General features: G+C 44.1%; 11 protein-coding genes. 10 read left to right on the top strand and 1 reads right to left on the bottom strand.

The annotated features are described in order from the left end of the window. Window positions 1–179: 179 nt before the first annotated feature. From DW650_RS12775 to DW650_RS12760, 4 genes are all read left to right on the top strand, one after another. Window positions 180–1,124 (top strand): ROK family protein, encoded by a 945-nt coding sequence (locus tag DW650_RS12775; protein ID WP_015559383.1) that lies wholly within the window; start codon window positions 180–182, stop codon window positions 1,122–1,124. Window positions 1,125–1,309: 185 nt separating this feature from the next. Then, entirely contained in the window at window positions 1,310–2,395 is a 1,086-nt protein-coding gene (locus tag DW650_RS12770; RefSeq protein WP_044998942.1) for a GntR family transcriptional regulator, read from the top strand. Window positions 2,396–2,441: 46 nt separating this feature from the next. Continuing rightward, window positions 2,442–3,731 (top strand): glycoside hydrolase family 125 protein, encoded by a 1,290-nt coding sequence (locus DW650_RS12765; RefSeq protein WP_022112290.1) that lies wholly within the window; start codon window positions 2,442–2,444, stop codon window positions 3,729–3,731. 104 nt (window positions 3,732–3,835) lie between these two features. Further along, window positions 3,836–6,511 (top strand): alpha-mannosidase, encoded by a 2,676-nt coding sequence (locus DW650_RS12760; protein WP_118210123.1) that lies wholly within the window; start codon window positions 3,836–3,838, stop codon window positions 6,509–6,511. Window positions 6,512–6,737: 226 nt separating this feature from the next. On the opposite strand, the gene DW650_RS12755 is transcribed toward DW650_RS12760, so the two are convergent. Further along, window positions 6,738–7,772: a LacI family DNA-binding transcriptional regulator gene (locus DW650_RS12755; protein ID WP_117921176.1), complete on the bottom strand. Its 1,035-nt coding sequence runs from the start codon at window positions 7,770–7,772 to the stop codon at window positions 6,738–6,740. 318 nt (window positions 7,773–8,090) lie between these two features. Between DW650_RS12755 and DW650_RS12750 the strand changes: the two genes are divergently transcribed. The 6 genes from DW650_RS12750 (at window position 8,091) to DW650_RS12725 (ending at window position 17,117) form a co-directional block, all read left to right on the top strand. Then, the gene (locus DW650_RS12750; protein WP_117921177.1) at window positions 8,091–9,047 is read left to right on the top strand and encodes an ABC transporter permease; all 957 of its coding nucleotides are present in this window, start codon (window positions 8,091–8,093) and stop codon (window positions 9,045–9,047) included. Between the two features lie 11 nt (window positions 9,048–9,058). Further along, on the top strand, window positions 9,059–9,976 hold the full coding sequence (locus DW650_RS12745; RefSeq protein ID WP_117921178.1) for a carbohydrate ABC transporter permease: 918 nt from the start codon (window positions 9,059–9,061) through the stop codon (window positions 9,974–9,976). Window positions 9,977–10,055: 79 nt separating this feature from the next. Next, the gene (locus DW650_RS12740) at window positions 10,056–11,543 is read left to right on the top strand and encodes an ABC transporter substrate-binding protein (RefSeq protein WP_118210122.1); all 1,488 of its coding nucleotides are present in this window, start codon (window positions 10,056–10,058) and stop codon (window positions 11,541–11,543) included. 116 nt (window positions 11,544–11,659) lie between these two features. After that, a complete protein-coding gene (locus tag DW650_RS12735) occupies window positions 11,660–12,640 on the top strand; it encodes a glycoside hydrolase family 130 protein (RefSeq protein WP_117921180.1) in 981 nt (326 codons plus the stop codon). A gap of 21 nt (window positions 12,641–12,661) precedes the next feature. Next, a complete protein-coding gene (locus tag DW650_RS12730) occupies window positions 12,662–15,751 on the top strand; it encodes an alpha-mannosidase (protein WP_118210121.1) in 3,090 nt (1,029 codons plus the stop codon). Window positions 15,752–15,824: 73 nt separating this feature from the next. Then, window positions 15,825–17,117: an MFS transporter gene (locus DW650_RS12725; protein ID WP_006856876.1), complete on the top strand. Its 1,293-nt coding sequence runs from the start codon at window positions 15,825–15,827 to the stop codon at window positions 17,115–17,117. Window positions 17,118–17,127: the final 10 nt, after the last annotated feature.

Here is a 17,127-nt window from a genome sequence, read left to right as displayed (position 1 = left end):
CGGAGAAAGCAGATGTTTTTTTTTCGTTGGGAACATGGTGAGCAGTAATTTTCCGTTGCGTGTAAGTCTTGTCTTTACAAATACACAACAAAATGATATATTCGATTTGAATATGATATATTAATAAATATAAATAATATGCAAATGATATATAAATGACATATAAAAAGGAGGAAAAAATGAAACTGGGGATCGATATGGGCGGTATGTCCATCAAAATGGGGCTGGTAAATGAGGAAAATGAGATTATTGGGAGAATCACAATTCCAACCGATCTGACGGTGCCGTATCAGATGCTGGTGGAACGCATGGCAGATGCCGTACAACAGATGCTTGAAAATGCAGGCATGACATTGGAACAGTGTGAGGGGATCGGAATTGGAAGTCCGGGAACGATCGACGCAAAGCGGGGAGTAATCCTGTATTCTAATAATTTTGGCTGGGAAAATGTACCAATCGTAGAAGAACTGAAAAAACATCTGGATGTGGGAATTGAAATTGCCAATGATGCGGACGCTGCGGCACTGGGAGAAGTATATGCCGGTGCGGCAGAAGGTGCAGAAAATGCAGTTCTTCTGACACTTGGAACGGGTGTGGGCAGTGGAGTGATCCTGGATAAAAAGATTTTTCGCGGTGGGATGCCGGGAGGCTGTGAGTTAGGACATTTGTCTATACGCCATGATGGCGTTCGCTGTACCTGTGGAAGAAAAGGCTGCCTGGAAGCATATGCCTCTGCGTCTGCACTTCTTCGGATCGCACGGGAAAAGGCAGCAGAGCACCCGGAATCTGTCATGAATGAGATGTGTAAAAATGACCTGGAACAGATGAATGGTAAGATTCCGTTTGACGCCGCAAAAGCCGGAGATGAAGCTGGCATGGAAGTTATAAAAGAATATGAGGGTTACCTCGCATGCGGAATTGCAAATGTGATAAATACGTTCCGGCCGGAAAAGGTGATCCTTGGCGGAGGAGTTGCTGCGCAGAAAGAAAATCTGACCGCACCGCTTAAGGATCTGGTGAAAGATATGTGTTTCGGTGGCAGTCATGGATATATTGCCGACATCGTGACCTCTGCACTTGGAAATGATGCCGGGATCATTGGAGCAGCAAATCTGGTAGTGTAAAATTGGTTATTGTTCACAGGCAGGCATTTTCTGAACTGAAAATGCTGTATGATACAGTGGTGGCAGCAGATTTTGCCGATTTGGAATGCGAAGCATCGGCAAAATCCGTTACTGGAACGGGGTACGAGTGAACAGTAACTAAAATTGCGGTGCGCAGTGTCACAGAAAGATTAACGGAGGCGGCAATGGGAAAAACAATTATGTATGAGCGGATCTATGCGGATCTGCTTGCAAAAATACAGAATGGAGATTACCAGCCGGGAGACCGGCTGCCATCGGAGAAAGAGTCAGCAGAGCTTTATGGGGTAAGCCGTATTACAGCGAAAAAGGCGATGGATATGCTGGCAAAGGAAAAAAAGATCAGCAGAGAGCCGGGAAGAGGTTCTTTTGTGTGCAGTCCGGCTGCTGCTGTGGAGATGAAAAAGGAGAGCCGGGGGACTGCCAATCAGCGGATCGGTGTAATATTCGATGGGTTTGGAAGCGATTTTGGCACACGGCTTTTGCAGGGGATTGAGAGCGAATGTGACAGGAGACAGTCAGATCTTTTGTTTAAGTGTACTTATGGAAGTATCGAAAAGGAAAAACAGGCGATCGACGCAGCAATCCGTGCGGGAGTAAAAGGTATTCTGCTTCTTTGCGCACAGGGGGATAATTATAACAGTAAGGTGTTAGAACTGGCACTGAACGGGTATCCGCTGGTGCTTATGGACCGGAGGATGCAGGGCATTTCAATCCCGTGTGTCAGAACAGATAATTATGAAGCGGCGAACGAAGTTACCAAAATACTTATCGCAATGGGGCATAAAAAAATCTGTTTTCTGACGCATGCGTCCGTTACGACGACAACGATCCATGAGCGCTACGAAGGATTTGCCCATTGTATGCTCAAATATGAAGACGCCAATGGGACATTTGCAAAACTTGAAAAATATAACCACATTCCAGAGGATATTGAAAAAGAATGCCGGGAATTTGATTATGCGCAGATTGCAGAGATCCTGGAAAAAAACAGGGAATGTACGGCATATATTGCCGCTGAATACCGGATCGGGGTGCTTTTTTCGAAATATTTAAAAGAGCATGGGATTTCAAAAAAGATTGCTGTATTTGATGGCATTGATGAGATCTATGAGCAGGATGATTTTATCCATGTGCGGCAGAATGAATTTGCGATGGGACAGCAGGCAGTCACACTTTTGGAGGAAATTACAACCGGAAAGAAACAGAACGAGGATATTATAATTCCCTATCAGATATCGGGGATTCTATAAAGCAGGAGATTCGTGTGAAAAAGACAGTACAAGAAGGGAGATTAAGATGAAAATAAAAGAGAATTATGCAGCGATCGAGCGTACGGTTGCTCTTGTAAAAGAAAAATTTGGTGCAGACAGCAAGATCGCGGTCATGTTTGAAAAGTGCATTTCGAATACGCTTCAGACAACGATTAAAATAAAAGAAAATGATACAGTATTTGTGATCACGGGGGATATTCCTGCTATGTGGCTGCGTGATTCGGCATGTCAGCTCCGCCCGTTTTTATTGTTTGCAAAGGAAGAACCGGAACTTGTGGAACTGGTATGCGGGCTGATCAAAAAACAAATGCAGTGCATTCTTTTAGATCCATATGCCAATGCATTTAATGAAAATGGCGACGGACAGTGCTGGGATCATGACAAGACGGATATGAAACCGGAGCTGTGGGAACGGAAATATGAGATCGATTCCTTATGCTATCCGGTACAGCTTTCCTATCTGCTCTGGAAGAATACAGGATGTACGGAGCAGTTTACCGGAGAATGGTTAGAAGCCGCAAAAGCCGTGATCCGCGTATTCCGAACGGAACAGGATCATGAAAATGCTTCCCCATATACATTTGAAAGAGAAAACTGCAGTTTTACCGATACTCTCTCAAGGGACGGAAAAGGTGCTCTGGTAAAAAGCAACGTCGGACTGATCTGGTCGGGGTTCCGTCCGAGTGATGATGCCTGTGTATATGGATATCTGATCCCGTCAAATATGTTAGCTTCCGTCATCCTTGGAAATATAGCAGAGATTGCCCGTGAAATCTACCATGATGAGAAACTGGCAGAAGAGGCAGATGCTTTTTCAAAGGAAGTGAGAAGTGCGATCGAGACACTTGCTATCCTTCCGGCACAGAAAACGGAATACTACGCATATGAGGTAGATGGTTTCGGCCAGTATCTTGTAATGGATGATGCAAATCTGCCAAGCCTTCTTGCGATGCCATACTATGGCTATTGCGACAATAAAAATGAGAGATACCAGAACACCAGAAAAGTGATCTTAAGTGACCAGAACCCATATTATTTCAGCGGAGAGTGCGCGGAGGGAATCGGAAGCCCACACACATACACGCGTTTCATCTGGCCAATGGCACTGGCAATGCAGGGACTTACCTCTGATTCCAAGGAGGAAAAATTAAAAATGCTTGAGATGATCGCAGACTGTGATGCGGAGACCAATCTGGTACATGAGTCATTTCATGTGGATCACCCGGAAGAATTTACACGTCCGTGGTTTTCATGGGCAAATTCCGTATTCTGTGAACTGGTACTGGACTATTGCGGACAGAAAGTAACCCTTTGATTTAAAAAGATATCTGTGCCTGTGCATAAATATGGGATATCAATGGAAACAGGCAGAAGCAGAGATTTTTATAATGTCCTAAATGGGCAGGAATGGAGAGCACTATGAAAAAGGCGCATATTATTTCTCATACACACTGGGACAGAGAATGGTATCTTCCATATGAAAAACATCATATGCTTTATATTGAAATGATGGATACACTGATCGATACTATGGAGAAAGATCAAGAATATAAATATTTTCATCTGGATGGACAGACCATCATGCTGGAAGATTATCTTCAGGTACGGCCCGAAAACCGTGCACGTCTGCAGAAGCTGATCGAGGATGGCAGGATTGCAATCGGTCCATGGTATGTATTGCAGGATGAATTTCTGACAAGCAGCGAGTCGAATGTCAGAAACTTACAGATGGGTTATAAACTTGCACAGGAATTTGGCGGAAAGTGGACAAAGATCGGATACTTCCCGGATTCCTTTGGAAATATGGGACAGGCGCCGCAGCTTTTAAAGAAGGCGGGCATTGACACGGCAGTATTCGGAAGAGGTGTAAAACCGACCGGATTTAATAATCAGACGGCCGACGCCTATGAGTCTGCCTATTCTGAGATGAACTGGCAGTCAGCAGACGGTTCTGCGGTGCTTGGCATTTTATTTGCAAACTGGTACAACAACGGCGCAGAAGTGCCGGTGGAAGAAGAAAAGTCAAAAGTGTACTGGGATAAAAAACTTGCAGATGCTGTGCGTTATGCCAGTACGGACCAGCTTTTATTCATGAATGGCTGTGATCATCAGCCGGTACAGACGGATCTGTCAGCTGCCATCCGCACGGCAAATGCGCTGTACCCGGATGTGGATTTCGTACATTCTGATTTCGCCGGTTATGTGGAGCAGATAAAAAAGGAACTGCCGGACGATCTGAACATGATCACGGGCGAACTGCGCAGCCAGAAGACGGATGGATGGTATACGTTAGCGAACACAGCATCCTCCCGCATTTATATCAAACAGTGGAATGTCCGCTGTGAGATGCTGTTTGAGAAAGTGGCAGAACCGCTCGCTGCGATTGCGGCAAAAGAGGGGATGGAATATCCGCAGGATCTGTTTACTTATGGATGGAAACTTCTGATGCAGAATCATCCGCACGACAGTATCTGCGGATGCAGCGTGGATGATGTACATCGTGAGATGATAACCCGTTTTGAAAAGACAGAACAGGTGGCACTGCACATTATTTCCATGTGTATGGACTATCTGAAAGGAAAGATCAATACCAGTGCAGTGAAGGAAGGAAACATTCCATTTGTCGTGGTCAATACGACCGGCTGGGACCGCACAGGTGTTGTGGAGATGGAGTTAGAAACCGATCGCATGTATTTCAGTGAGGCACCGTTAGCCGAAGTGATAGCACGCATGCATGAAAAGAAACTCCCGGAATACCGCGTACTTGACAAAGACGGGAGAGAGATCCCGGCGGTTGTCACTGAAATTGCAAATCATTTTAACTATGATCTGCCAAAAGATAAATTCCGCCAGCCATATATTGCAAAGCGCGTAAAGATTACCATGGAGGCAGCCGGTGTGCCGGCATTTGGATGGGACACTTATGTGCTGGCAGAGGCAGAAGATATCAATACGGCTAATTCACTGATCACTACAGAGAATACAATGGAAAATGAGTTTTTAAAGGCACACTTTGAACCGGACGGTTCTGTGGAACTGACCGATAAAAAGACAGGTCATGTATACAAGGATCTTGGTATCTTTGAGGACTGCGGGGATATCGGAAACGAATATATTTTCTTTGCCCCGGTAAATGACATACCGGTGACTACAAAAGGGACGAAAGCAGAGATTACGGTGGCAGAAGATAATGCATGCCAGGCCGTGATCCGTGTAAAACATACGATGATGCTCCCGGATGCAGCCGATAAAACGCTGGCAGGAGAGATTGAGGATCTTGTAGAGTTTAAATATCGCAAGGCATCCCGTGGCAGTCATTTGGTTCCATTTGAGATCGTGGCAGAGTATACCTTAGAGAGGAACGGAAAAGGACTGAAAGTAAAGACCACTTTCAATAACCAGATCAAAGATCATCGTCTGCGCGTCCTTTTTGAGACGGGATTAAAGACAGATTTCCATTACGCAGATTCTGTGTTTGAGGTGGCAAAGCGCCCGAACGTACCGGCAGACACATGGGAAAATCCGTGCAATGCCCAGCATCAGCAGTGTTTTGTCAATGTGCATGAGGATGCATATGGACTTACTATCGCCAATAAAGGTCTTGCAGAGTATGAGATTTTGCGTGACGGAAAAAATACGATTGCGGTAACACTTCACCGTGGTGTACGTGAACTGGGAGACTGGGGTGTATTTTTAACACCGGAAGCACAGTGCCTGGGCGAAAAGACCACGGAATATGAGATCATCCCACATGGCATGGGAGAGGAACTTTATCATTCCTACGAGGAGGCATACCAGTTCCAGACAGACTGGCAGACCGCGGGAATGGAAAGACAGACGGGAACCCTGCCACAAACATACCGGTTTGTAGAAAAGAAACATTTACAGGCAGTTCCGACCGCACTGAAACACAGTATGCTTACCGGGGATGTCATTCTGCGTTTCTGCAACCTTTCAGATGAAGAGACGACGGTGACTGTCTCACAGCCTGAGATTTTTACCTATGATCTGTTAGAAAAAGACCGGTTACAGAAAGAAGAGAATGAAATCGTGTTAGGAAAACATGAGATACGTACGATCGGATGGAGAGGATAGTTGGCTTCGACTGCTACCTTTTTTCTACATCCATTACCCTGAAACTGGGTAAAAAAATAGCCATTTGGAATTTAATCCAGATGGCTTATATTTTCCGTCGTTTCTGCTTTATATATCTCCTAATATTAAAAGTGGCTATGCTTTTAGTATAGCCACAATGAAGAATCACCAAAGGCGATTTTTACACTTTTACGACCTCCACGTTTTTTCTGGCGGATATCTATTGTCAATTCATGCGCCCAGATGGAAGCAACATATCCGAATAGATGATCTCATACCGGATATAGGAAGTCTCCGGCGGGGCATCCGGGTAATTCATGCGAAATTCGATCTGCATCGCAAGGCGTTTCCCAAGAAGGTTATTCTTTACATTTACGGTGGTAACTCTGTTGATCACATTCGTATACTCTTTGCTGCAGTCAAAGCCGGTCAGCAGGATATCGTTATGGAAATGATGTGGGTTTTCCTCTAAATACATTTCCACATAATGTGCCACATAATCACTGACACACACAATCGCATCGACATCTGGATCGAGACTGTCTAAAAAGTTGAAAATACAGTCTCCATAATGCCCGATTCCGATCGAATCGGTAAAACAAAGATCTTCTATCAGCGGAAAGTTATGTTTTTTGAGACTTTCCAAAAAGCCCAGATACCGGTCGGTGTTCGTTTGCGCATAATTGATATCCCCGATGAAAGAGATACGTTTGCAGCCTTTTTCAAATAAATGATCTACGATCTGTTGTTCTGTGTATTTCCCTTCAATTAATAAAAGATCTCCGGTCAGCGTTTTCAGTTCGATCTCCGGTACGGTATCTAAAAATACTTTTGGTATTTCAAGTTCATTGATTAATGTTAAAAGATGCTTATCATATACGTTTAAAACAATGATTCCCTGTACGGTATCATCTTTCAGCACATCTGGCAGTTCGTATTCAGAAGTGCATGAGGTTGGAACATAAGTGTACATGAGATTGATGTTGGATAAAGAAAGTTCCTGTGCCATACGGTGAATGATGTTTGTCCAAAAAATAGAGGAATCCGGGCGCGAAACAACCAAAGAAACAGTTTTTGCCTTTGGAACCTCTGTGAAATGTGGTTCAGAGGGAAGTTTGTCGTATCCAAGTTCGTGTGCTTTTGCTATGATTTTTTCCTTCATTTCATCAGAAACACCCGGACGGTGGTTAAATGTTTTCCAGACGGTAACACGGGAGGTCCCAAGGGCGTCTGCAATATCCTGCATCGTTACTTTCGACATAAGAAATTCCTTTCTTTTCTGGTATCGTTCTTATCATATCACAAATATCGTGCATGAACAAAAGATATTAAAAATGTTAACTAATAATGTAAACTTTAATTTACATTATTAACGTCTAAATAATTACAATAATATGTTAACAAAAGATAACAAAAAAGTCAATTATATTGTAAAAAATAACTAAAAAAAGCTATAAAATGTTATGCACAACGGAAAAAGCAACAAGAAAGCAGGATATTATATTGACAATACATGTGAAAAATGATAACTTATAAATGCAACAAATGATAACACAATAACAACGAGGGAGATGATAAAATGGCTGGCAAGAAAAAGACCAATATAAAGAAAAAAAGGTGGACGAAAGATGATACAGAACTGACGATCCTTGCGCTGCCGACAGCGGTGTGGTTTCTCATCTTCAGTTACCTGCCAATGTTTGGAATCATTATAGCATTTAAGAATTACAAACTGTCAGCGGGACACGGATTTATTTACAGCCTGTTTCACAGTGAATGGTGCGGGTTTGATAACTTCAAATTCTTTATACAGTCCAATGCATTTACGATGCTGCTTCGGAACACCATTCTATATAATATCGTATTTATTATTTTAGGACTGGTAATCCCGGTTACACTTGCGATTATAATCAGCCAGATCTACAGCAAGTTTAAATCAAAAGTTTACCAGACACTTATGTTTTTCCCACATTTCATGTCATGGGTAGTTGCAAGTTATTTTGTATTTGCATTTTTATCTCCAGACAAAGGAATTTTAAACCAGATCATTACACATTTTGGAGGGCAGAGCATCCAGTGGTATTCCAATCCAAAATACTGGCCATTGATCTTAGTTGTCATGAATCTCTGGAAAACAGTCGGATACAGCATGGTCGTTTATCTGGCAAGTATTACAGGAATTGATGGAAGTCTGTACGAGGCGGCTGTGATTGATGGAGCGACAAAATTCCAGCAGGCAAGATATATTACGATCCCGTCTATTAAGCCGATCGTGATCATGATGTTTATTTTAAATGTTGGAAAAATCTTCTACTCCGATTTTGGTTTGTTCTATCAGGTGACACAGGGCATCCCGAACTCGCTTTATAAAGTTGCTTCCACATTTGATACTTATATTTACAATGCACTGCAGACAAATGTTGCGATTGGAAAGACAGCAGCAGCCGGATTCTTCCAGTCGATCGCATGCTGCATTACGATTTTACTTGCAAACTATATTGTCTCAAAGATTGACAGCGACAGCGCGATCATTTAAGAGGTGTTGATATGACAAAACAAAAAGAAGAAGTTAGCAAATTAAACCGGATCAAACCGGCAACCAATATTATTTTTAACCTGATATTCCTGATCCTTGGACTTGCATGTATCACTCCGGTGATCCTGGTATTCATTATTTCCATTACAAAAGAGAGCGAGCTTGTGACACATGGATATTCCTTTTTCCCGAAAGCATTTTCACTGAGCGCATATTCCTATCTGTGGAATGAGCGTGCAAGTATTGGAAATGCCCTTCTGATATCGGTTCTTGTCACGGTATTAGGAACACTGATCGGACTTGCACTGACTACGATGATGGGATATGTCTTATCGAGAAATGAGTATAAACTGAAAGGATTTTTTACCTGGGTCGTATTTATACCGATGATCTTTAACGGTGGTATGGTTGCAAACTATGTGGTAGTTGCCAATATTTTAAACCTCAGGAATACGGTCTGGTGCCTGATATTACCGCTGGCTGTGTCCTCGTTTAATATCATTATAGCCAAGACGTTTTTTAAATCGACGATCCCGGATTCCATCGTGGAATCAGCAAAGATTGACGGGGCTTCCGAGTTTACGATCTTTTTGAAGATTATTGTGCCAATTTCAAAACCGGTATTTGCAACCATTGGACTGTTCTTAAGTTTTGGATATTGGAATGACTGGTTCCAGTCCTCCTTATACGTCAGCGAGAAGAAACTGACGTCATTACAGGCATTACTGAACAATATGATCCAGAATATCCAGTACATTGCAAATAACCCGAGTGCGGGACTGTCATTGCAGCAGTATAAAAATTCAATGCCGACAGAGTCCATCCGTATGGCGATCGCGGTGCTTGTAGTTATTCCGATCGCATGTGTATATCCGTTTTTCCAGAGATATTTTATTTCCGGTCTTACGGTAGGAGCTGTCAAAGGATGATCAGGTGAAACGGATGCGATAGCATCTGAAGATAAAGAAACAGAACAAATAATTTTATTTCAAACATGGAGGGTAAAGTATGAAGAAAAGAGTTTTAAGAATGATGGCAACAGGTCTTGTTGGATGCATGTTGGTGGGAACAGCAGCAGGATGTGGAAATTCAGGTACATCCAATACGTCGAGTTCATCTGGTGCATCCGATTCCAGCACCGCGAAAGACGAAAAAAGTTCTGACGATATCGTGACATTAAAATGGATTCAGATCGGCGGAGGCCAGCCGGATAACTATGATGCATGGCAGGAACACATTAATGAGTATCTTGCAGACAAGATCGGTGTAAATATCGATGTGGAGATTATCTCCTGGGGCGACTGGGAAAAGAGAAGAAGTACCATTATCAATACGGGAGAGGACTACGATATCATTTTCTCAAATGATGTGGTATATGAGAGTGATGTGAGACTGGGCGCTTATTATGATATCACAGATCTGATTGAAAAAGACTGTCCGGATGTCAAGAGCCTGATCCCGGAGGACTACTGGGAGGCAGTGAGTGTAGATGGAAAGATTTATGGTATCCCGACTTATAAAGACAGTTCGACAACACAGTATTTTGTATGGGATCAGGATCTGTGTGACCAGTTAGGACTTGATGTGAGCAATCTGACAGAACTCGACCAGTTGACTGATGCATTTGATACGATTTATAAAGAAACCAATCAGCCGGTAACTTACCGTGCATCTGATGCGCCATGCCAGTTTGTTACTACCGTTTATGATAATCTTGCACTTGGACTTCCGGCACTCGGCGTTGCATATGATGATTCATCCAAAAAGGTTGTAGCTACCTATGAGCAGGAAGATGTAATGAATGACCTGAAGTTATATCATGAATGGTTCCAGAAAGGCTACATTAATCAGGATGCTGCAACGTTAGGTGAACTTCCAACTTATCAGGCATTTAACATTGCACAGGGATGGAGCCAGGCAGCACAGACTACATGGGGACCGAACATGGGTGTCAATGCGACAGCCGTTCAGTGGAGAAAGACAGTAGTATCCAGAGGATCTGTACAGGGATCAATTAACTGTATCTCTGCAAACAGCAAACATCCAGAGGAAGCATTAAAATTCTTAAACCTTGTAAATTCTGATACTTATGTAAGAGATGCATTATATTATGGACTTGAGGGCGACAACTTCAACTATACAGATGACAAGAAAGTTGAAAAAACAGATAAGCAGTGGCTGATGGCAGGTTATAGCCAGGGAACATTCTTCAATGTAAGTCTGTTAGCTGACCAGGAGACGAATCAGTGGGATGAAGTAAAAGAGTTGAACGAAAAAGCAGAGGCTTCACCGGTTATCGCAGTTTCTATTGACACAACAGAGTTTGAAGATGAACTTGCAAACTGTACAGAGATCTACAACAGATATAAGAGTGAGATCAACACAGGTGCAGTTGATCCGGAAACGGCTGTCCCGGAAATGATGAGTGAGATGCGTGCAGCAGGATTTGATGATATCGTTGAGAAAGTACAGGCTCAGATCGACGCGGCAAACTAACATCTTGCAAAGAGATACAGCAGGAAATAAAAAACCAAAATGAGATGATAGAGGGCTGATACATAAAAATAAAAGAATTGAAATTTATGTATCAGCCCTTTTACAAAGGAGCAGGTATGAGTAAAATAATTGGAAAGTCATTGCCAAATATTCCATGGCAGGAAAAACCGGAAGGGTATACGATGCCAGTATGGCGTTACACAGAAAACCCAATCATTGGAAGAAATGGAAATAAAGTTTCGAACAGTGTGTTTAATAGTGCAGTTGTTCCGTTTGAGGACGGATTTGCAGGCGTATTCCGCTGTGACAGCAGGTCGATCAGCATGGATATTTTTGTTGGAAGAAGTAAAGATGGTATCCATTGGGATATCGAGGATACACCAATCCAGTTTGAGGGAGAGGATGAGGAGATCTTAAAAAGAGAGTACCGCTACGATCCAAGAGTCTGCTTTATCGAGGACAGATATTACATCACATGGTGCAACGGATACCACGGTCCAACCATCGGTGTTGCCTATACATTTGATTTTAAAAAGTTTGTGCAGTTAGAAAATGCCTATGTGCCGTGTAACCGGAACGGTGTTCTGTTCCCGGAAAAAATAAATGGCATGTATGCAATGTTAAACAGACCAAGCGATAACGGACATACACCGTTTGGCGATATTTTTGTAAGTTTCAGTAAAGATATGGAGTTCTGGGGCAGACACAGACATGTGATGAGCCCGATCCCAGGAGATGAATCTGCATGGCAGTGTACCAAAGTTGGACCGGGTCCGATTCCGATCAAGACAGATGAGGGATGGCTTCTGATCTATCATGGTGTAATTACAACCTGCAATGGTTTTGTATACCGTATGGGTGCAGCACTTTTAGATTTAGAACAGCCATGGAAAGTGCTGGCGCGCTCAAAAGAATATATTTTAGCACCGCATGAATATTATGAGTGTGTCGGGGATGTCCCGAATGTTGTTTTCCCTTGTGCAGCACTTGCAGATGCTGATACGGGAAGAATCACGATTTATTATGGATGCGCGGATACGGTGACAGGAATGGCGTTTACAACAGTTGATGAAATTTTGGATTATATCAGAAAGTAGACAGGAGCGAGAGGTGCCGGAATGGATTTCTTAGACAAAAGAGTCGGTGTAATTTGCAACGAACTTAAGAAATTAAAAGTAAAACAGGTATTTCCACTGACACAGTGGGAGTACAAGGAAGGAAACTTTATTCACCCGGAGGATGCATTAAAAGACGAGGCAGCCTGGGAAAACTTTGACTGCAAGACCATGCACTGGTATGGAAAGGACCGTCATTACTGGTTCCGCACGACCTATACCGTTCCGGAGGAGCTGGATGGCAAAAGCATATGGATCCGCGTTTCCTCACAGATCGACGAGTGGGATGACGGAAGAAATCCGCAGTTTATCGTGTTTGTGAACGGGGAGGTTTATCAGGGTATCGATATGAACCACAGGGAGTGCCTGATCACAAGAAGCGGAAAGGCAGGAGAGACACTGACCATCGATCTGCAGGCATATACCGGGATCATGCATGAGGAATTTGCGCTCCGCACACAGATCGAGGAGATCGATGCAGAGATCGAAAAACTCTATTATGACCTGTGGGTTCCGCTTGCAGCGTTTTCCCGCATGGAGGCAGATGATAAAAACCGCAAGGATATTGAGTATGTGCTCAATGAGACGATCAATCTGCTGGATTTAAGGACCCCGTATTCCGAAGACTTTTACCGGAGTGTGAGAGAAGCGTCTGCTTATATCCAGAAAGCACTTTATGAGGATATGGCAGGGTATGAGGATGTGATCGCAACCTGTATCGGACATACGCATATCGATGTTGCGTGGTGGTGGACTGTGGCACAGACAAGAGAAAAAGTCGGACGCAGCTTTGCAACTGTGTTAAAGCTGATGGATGAATATCCAAATTATAAGTTCATGTCCAGCCAGCCGCAGTTATATGCATTTTTAAAGGAGCGTTATCCGGAATTGTACGAGAAAGCAAAACAGCGCATCAAAGAGAAACGCTGGGAGCCGGAAGGCGGTATGTGGGTCGAGGCAGACTGCAACCTGACATCGGGAGAATCCCTCGTCCGTCAGTTTATGCATGGCAAACGCTTTTTCAAAGAGGAATTTGGCGTGGACAACCGTATCCTCTGGCTGCCGGATGTGTTCGGTTACTCCGGGGCATTGCCGCAGATCATGAAAAAGTGCGGAATTGATTATTTTATGACGACGAAGCTTGCATGGAACCAGTTCAATAAAGTGCCTTACGATACGATGATGTGGCGTGGAATCGACGGGACAGAGGTGCTGACACACCTGATCACGACCCTTGGCGTGAGCCAGCCGATCAAAGATTACTTTACGACCTATAATGGCATGCTGCACCCGGATGCGATCATGGGAGGATGGATGCGTTACCAGAATAAAGATATCAATAACGATATCTTAGTCTCCTACGGTTACGGCGATGGCGGCGGCGGCCCGACCAGAGAGATGCTCGAGACCTCGATCCGTATGGAAAAGGGAATCAAAGGGATTCCGAAAGTACGCCAGGAATTTTCACGCACCTATTTTGAAGAACTTGAGGAGCGTGTGAAGGGCGACAGACGCCTGCCGGTATGGGAAGGTGAATTTTACTTTGAGTACCATCGCGGAACCTATACCTCCATGGCGAGAAATAAACGCAGCAACCGTAAGGCGGAACTTGGTCTGATGGATCTGGAACTGTTGTCCGTTTTAGCACAGGCACAGGTTGCGTATCCGGCAGAAGAACTCGACCGCATGTGGAAAAAAGTCCTGATCAACCAGTTCCATGATATTCTGCCTGGATCTGCGATCCATGAAGTATATGAGGTGACAAAGGAAGAATACGCTGCACTTCAGAAAGAGATCAAAGCACTGGAAGAGGAACGTCTCCATGCACTCGTGGGAGATGGCGAAGGCATCACTATTTTCAATACAACCGGACACGACCGCAGTGATATCGTAGAACTTGGGGAGATCCATGCGGAAGCGTTAAAGGATGCAGAGGGCGTGATCTATCCGGTACAGAAGACTGCAGAAGGTGCAGTGGTCTATGTAGAGCATCTGCCGTCAAAAGGATATAAGACATTTGCGGCTGTATCCAGTGAAATTGAGCAGAAAACACCGTTTGTCCTTGTGGATGACCATACGCTTGAGACACCGTTTTATACGATCCATCTGGATGCGGAGGGACGTTTTGACCGCATCTACGATAAGGAAAACGACAGGGAAGTACTGCAGGATGGCAAAAAAGGCAATCAGTTCCGCATGTACGAGGATAAGCCGATGTGCTTTGATAACTGGGATGTGGATATTTACTATACCGAAAAGTACTGGGATGTCAATGATGTGATTTCTATGGAATGGACAGAGTGCGGTCCGGTGCGTGCAACGTTAGAGATGGAGCGGAAAGAAAGCAATTCTGTGATCCACCAGAAGATCCATTTCTATGCAGACAGCAGAAGGATCGAATTTGAGACTTATGTGGACTGGAAAGAGCATCAGACATTGTTAAAGGTACATTTCCCGGTCAATGTACATACCGATGAAGCAACATTTGATGTACAGTTTGGTAATCTGACACGCAAAGTGCATACCAATACGAGCTGGGATAAAGCACGTTTTGAGAGCTGCGGACAGAAATGGATCGATCTCTCGGAAGGTCACTACGGAGTCAGCATGTTAAATGACTGCAAATATGGACATTCCGTGAAGGATTCTGATATGGCACTGACACTGATTAAATCCGGCATCGAACCGAATCCGGTGGCAGATCAGGAAGAGCACTATTTTACCTATGCAATCTATCCGCATGCGGAAAAATGGCAGGAAGCAAAGACCGTGGAGCAGGCATATGACCTGAACCAGCCGGCTATTGCAGTGGCAGGAGGAAAGCCGGGAAGCCTGTTGTCAAAAGCATCTGTGGACAGGTCCAACGTTGTATTAGAGACGATCAAGTGTGCAGAGTCCGGTCATGGCATCATTATCCGTATGTATGAGAGCGAAAATGCACTCACAAAGACAAATCTTGTAGTTGAGGGGAACTACAACAAAGCGTTTGTCTGCAATCTGCTCGAGGAGGAAGAAGCAGAATTAGAGTTGAAAGACGGAGTGGTTTGTGTACAACTGAAACCGTATGAAGTTGTTACTGTAAAACTCGTTTAAAATCATATAGAGGCATTCAGATTCCGAAGAGAGTTCGGTGGGATGCCTCTCTTTTTATAGGGAGATTTACGTTATGACCAATAAATTAAGCCATATTTTTGAGTGTTCCGATCATATTACGGAAAAACAGTATCGGACCAGCAGGGCACTTTTTATCCTCGATGGATGCGCTTCCACACAGATTTTTACGGTTACTTCCGGCGCATTTTTATCGGGACTTGCCTATCTTGTGGGTGCGGGGACGGCACTGACCGGGATCATAGCTGCACTGCCGACGCTGATGAATACCATCCAGATTTTTTCCTCTGTCGTCTATGAGAACCGCGCAGGCAGCAAACGGATCACGGTAGAGTTTGCACTCATCCAGCGCTTATGCCTGCTCATGATGCTGTTTGTTCCGACATTGATGTTAGGAGCGAGAATCTCGGTGGCAGTGATCGCGGTGCTGTATTCCTGTGCACATTTCTGTGGGGCATTTATCAACACCGGGGCAAATAACTGGCTGATCAGCCTGGTGAAAAAAGAACGGTTGGGAAGATATCTCGGACTGAAGGATTCAATGACTTTAGTTGCGTCCACAGGCGGTTCCCTGATCTTAAGTAAAATTTTAGATGCCTACCGTTTCGCGGATCAGGAGATTCTGGGATTCCGGATCATCGGCATTTTATGTATCGGTATCTGCGTGGTCGACATTACCTGTCTCACGCTGATCCGGGAACCGGAAAATGTGAAACATGTGGAGCCACTGAACATAAGGAAAGCAATACAGATGCCGCTCACAGACCAGAATTACCGCAATATATTGATTTTCTTCCTGCTGTGGAGTGTGGCGTCTAATTTTGCCAGTCCGTTTTTTTCTATTTATATGTTAGAGAATCTGGGGCTGTCCTATTTTTATATCACCGTCATGAATATGGTTGCATCGGTGGCGCGGATCGCGGCTGCAAATCTGTGGGGGAAGGCAGCAGACAGTTATTCGTGGAGGCTTGTCACGCTGGGGTCCATTTTTATGCTGGGAGTTGCATATATCGGCTGGGGACTGCTGACGAAAGAAAACTGTATCTACTGGCTTCCGGTCGTACAGGCTGTGAGCGGGGTTGCCTGGGGCGGCATCAATATTGCGACTTTTCGGATGCAGTTTGCCTTTGCACCGTTAGAACACCGTGTCAGCTATGTCAGCTTCTGCTCAACAATGGTTGGGTTTGTAGGATTTTTTTCATCCATGCTCGGATCGACATTTGTGGCATTAGCAAAGGATATCAGGATTTTAAACATTCCGGTAGATAACATACAGATGGTGTTTATTTTGTCTGCATTCGGAATTATTGCAAGTGCATTATACAGCCGAAAAATAAAGGAGAAATGACAGGACAGAT

Source organism: Roseburia sp. AM23-20, from assembly GCF_003470905.1.
GTDB lineage: Bacteria > Bacillota > Clostridia > Lachnospirales > Lachnospiraceae > Roseburia > Roseburia rectibacter.
This window is presented reverse-complemented; position numbering and strand designations above follow the sequence as displayed.

Bases quoted from the DNA above. Each gene is read 5' to 3' on its own strand.
- DW650_RS12730 (WP_118210121.1), top strand. From the start codon at position 12,662: ATGGATTTCTTAGACAAAAGAGTCGGTGTAATTTGCAACGAACTTAAG.
- DW650_RS12765 (WP_022112290.1), top strand. From the start codon at position 2,442: ATGAAAATAAAAGAGAATTATGCAGCGATCGAGCGTACGGTTGCTCTT.
- DW650_RS12735 (WP_117921180.1), top strand. From the start codon at position 11,660: ATGAGTAAAATAATTGGAAAGTCATTGCCAAATATTCCATGGCAGGAA.
- DW650_RS12760 (WP_118210123.1), top strand. From the start codon at position 3,836: ATGAAAAAGGCGCATATTATTTCTCATACACACTGGGACAGAGAATGG.
- DW650_RS12745 (WP_117921178.1), top strand. From the start codon at position 9,059: ATGACAAAACAAAAAGAAGAAGTTAGCAAATTAAACCGGATCAAACCG.
- DW650_RS12770 (WP_044998942.1), top strand. From the start codon at position 1,310: ATGGGAAAAACAATTATGTATGAGCGGATCTATGCGGATCTGCTTGCA.
- DW650_RS12740 (WP_118210122.1), top strand. From the start codon at position 10,056: ATGAAGAAAAGAGTTTTAAGAATGATGGCAACAGGTCTTGTTGGATGC.
- DW650_RS12775 (WP_015559383.1), top strand. From the start codon at position 180: ATGAAACTGGGGATCGATATGGGCGGTATGTCCATCAAAATGGGGCTG.
- DW650_RS12725 (WP_006856876.1), top strand. From the start codon at position 15,825: ATGACCAATAAATTAAGCCATATTTTTGAGTGTTCCGATCATATTACG.
- DW650_RS12750 (WP_117921177.1), top strand. From the start codon at position 8,091: ATGGCTGGCAAGAAAAAGACCAATATAAAGAAAAAAAGGTGGACGAAA.
- DW650_RS12755 (WP_117921176.1), bottom strand. From the start codon at position 7,772: ATGTCGAAAGTAACGATGCAGGATATTGCAGACGCCCTTGGGACCTCC.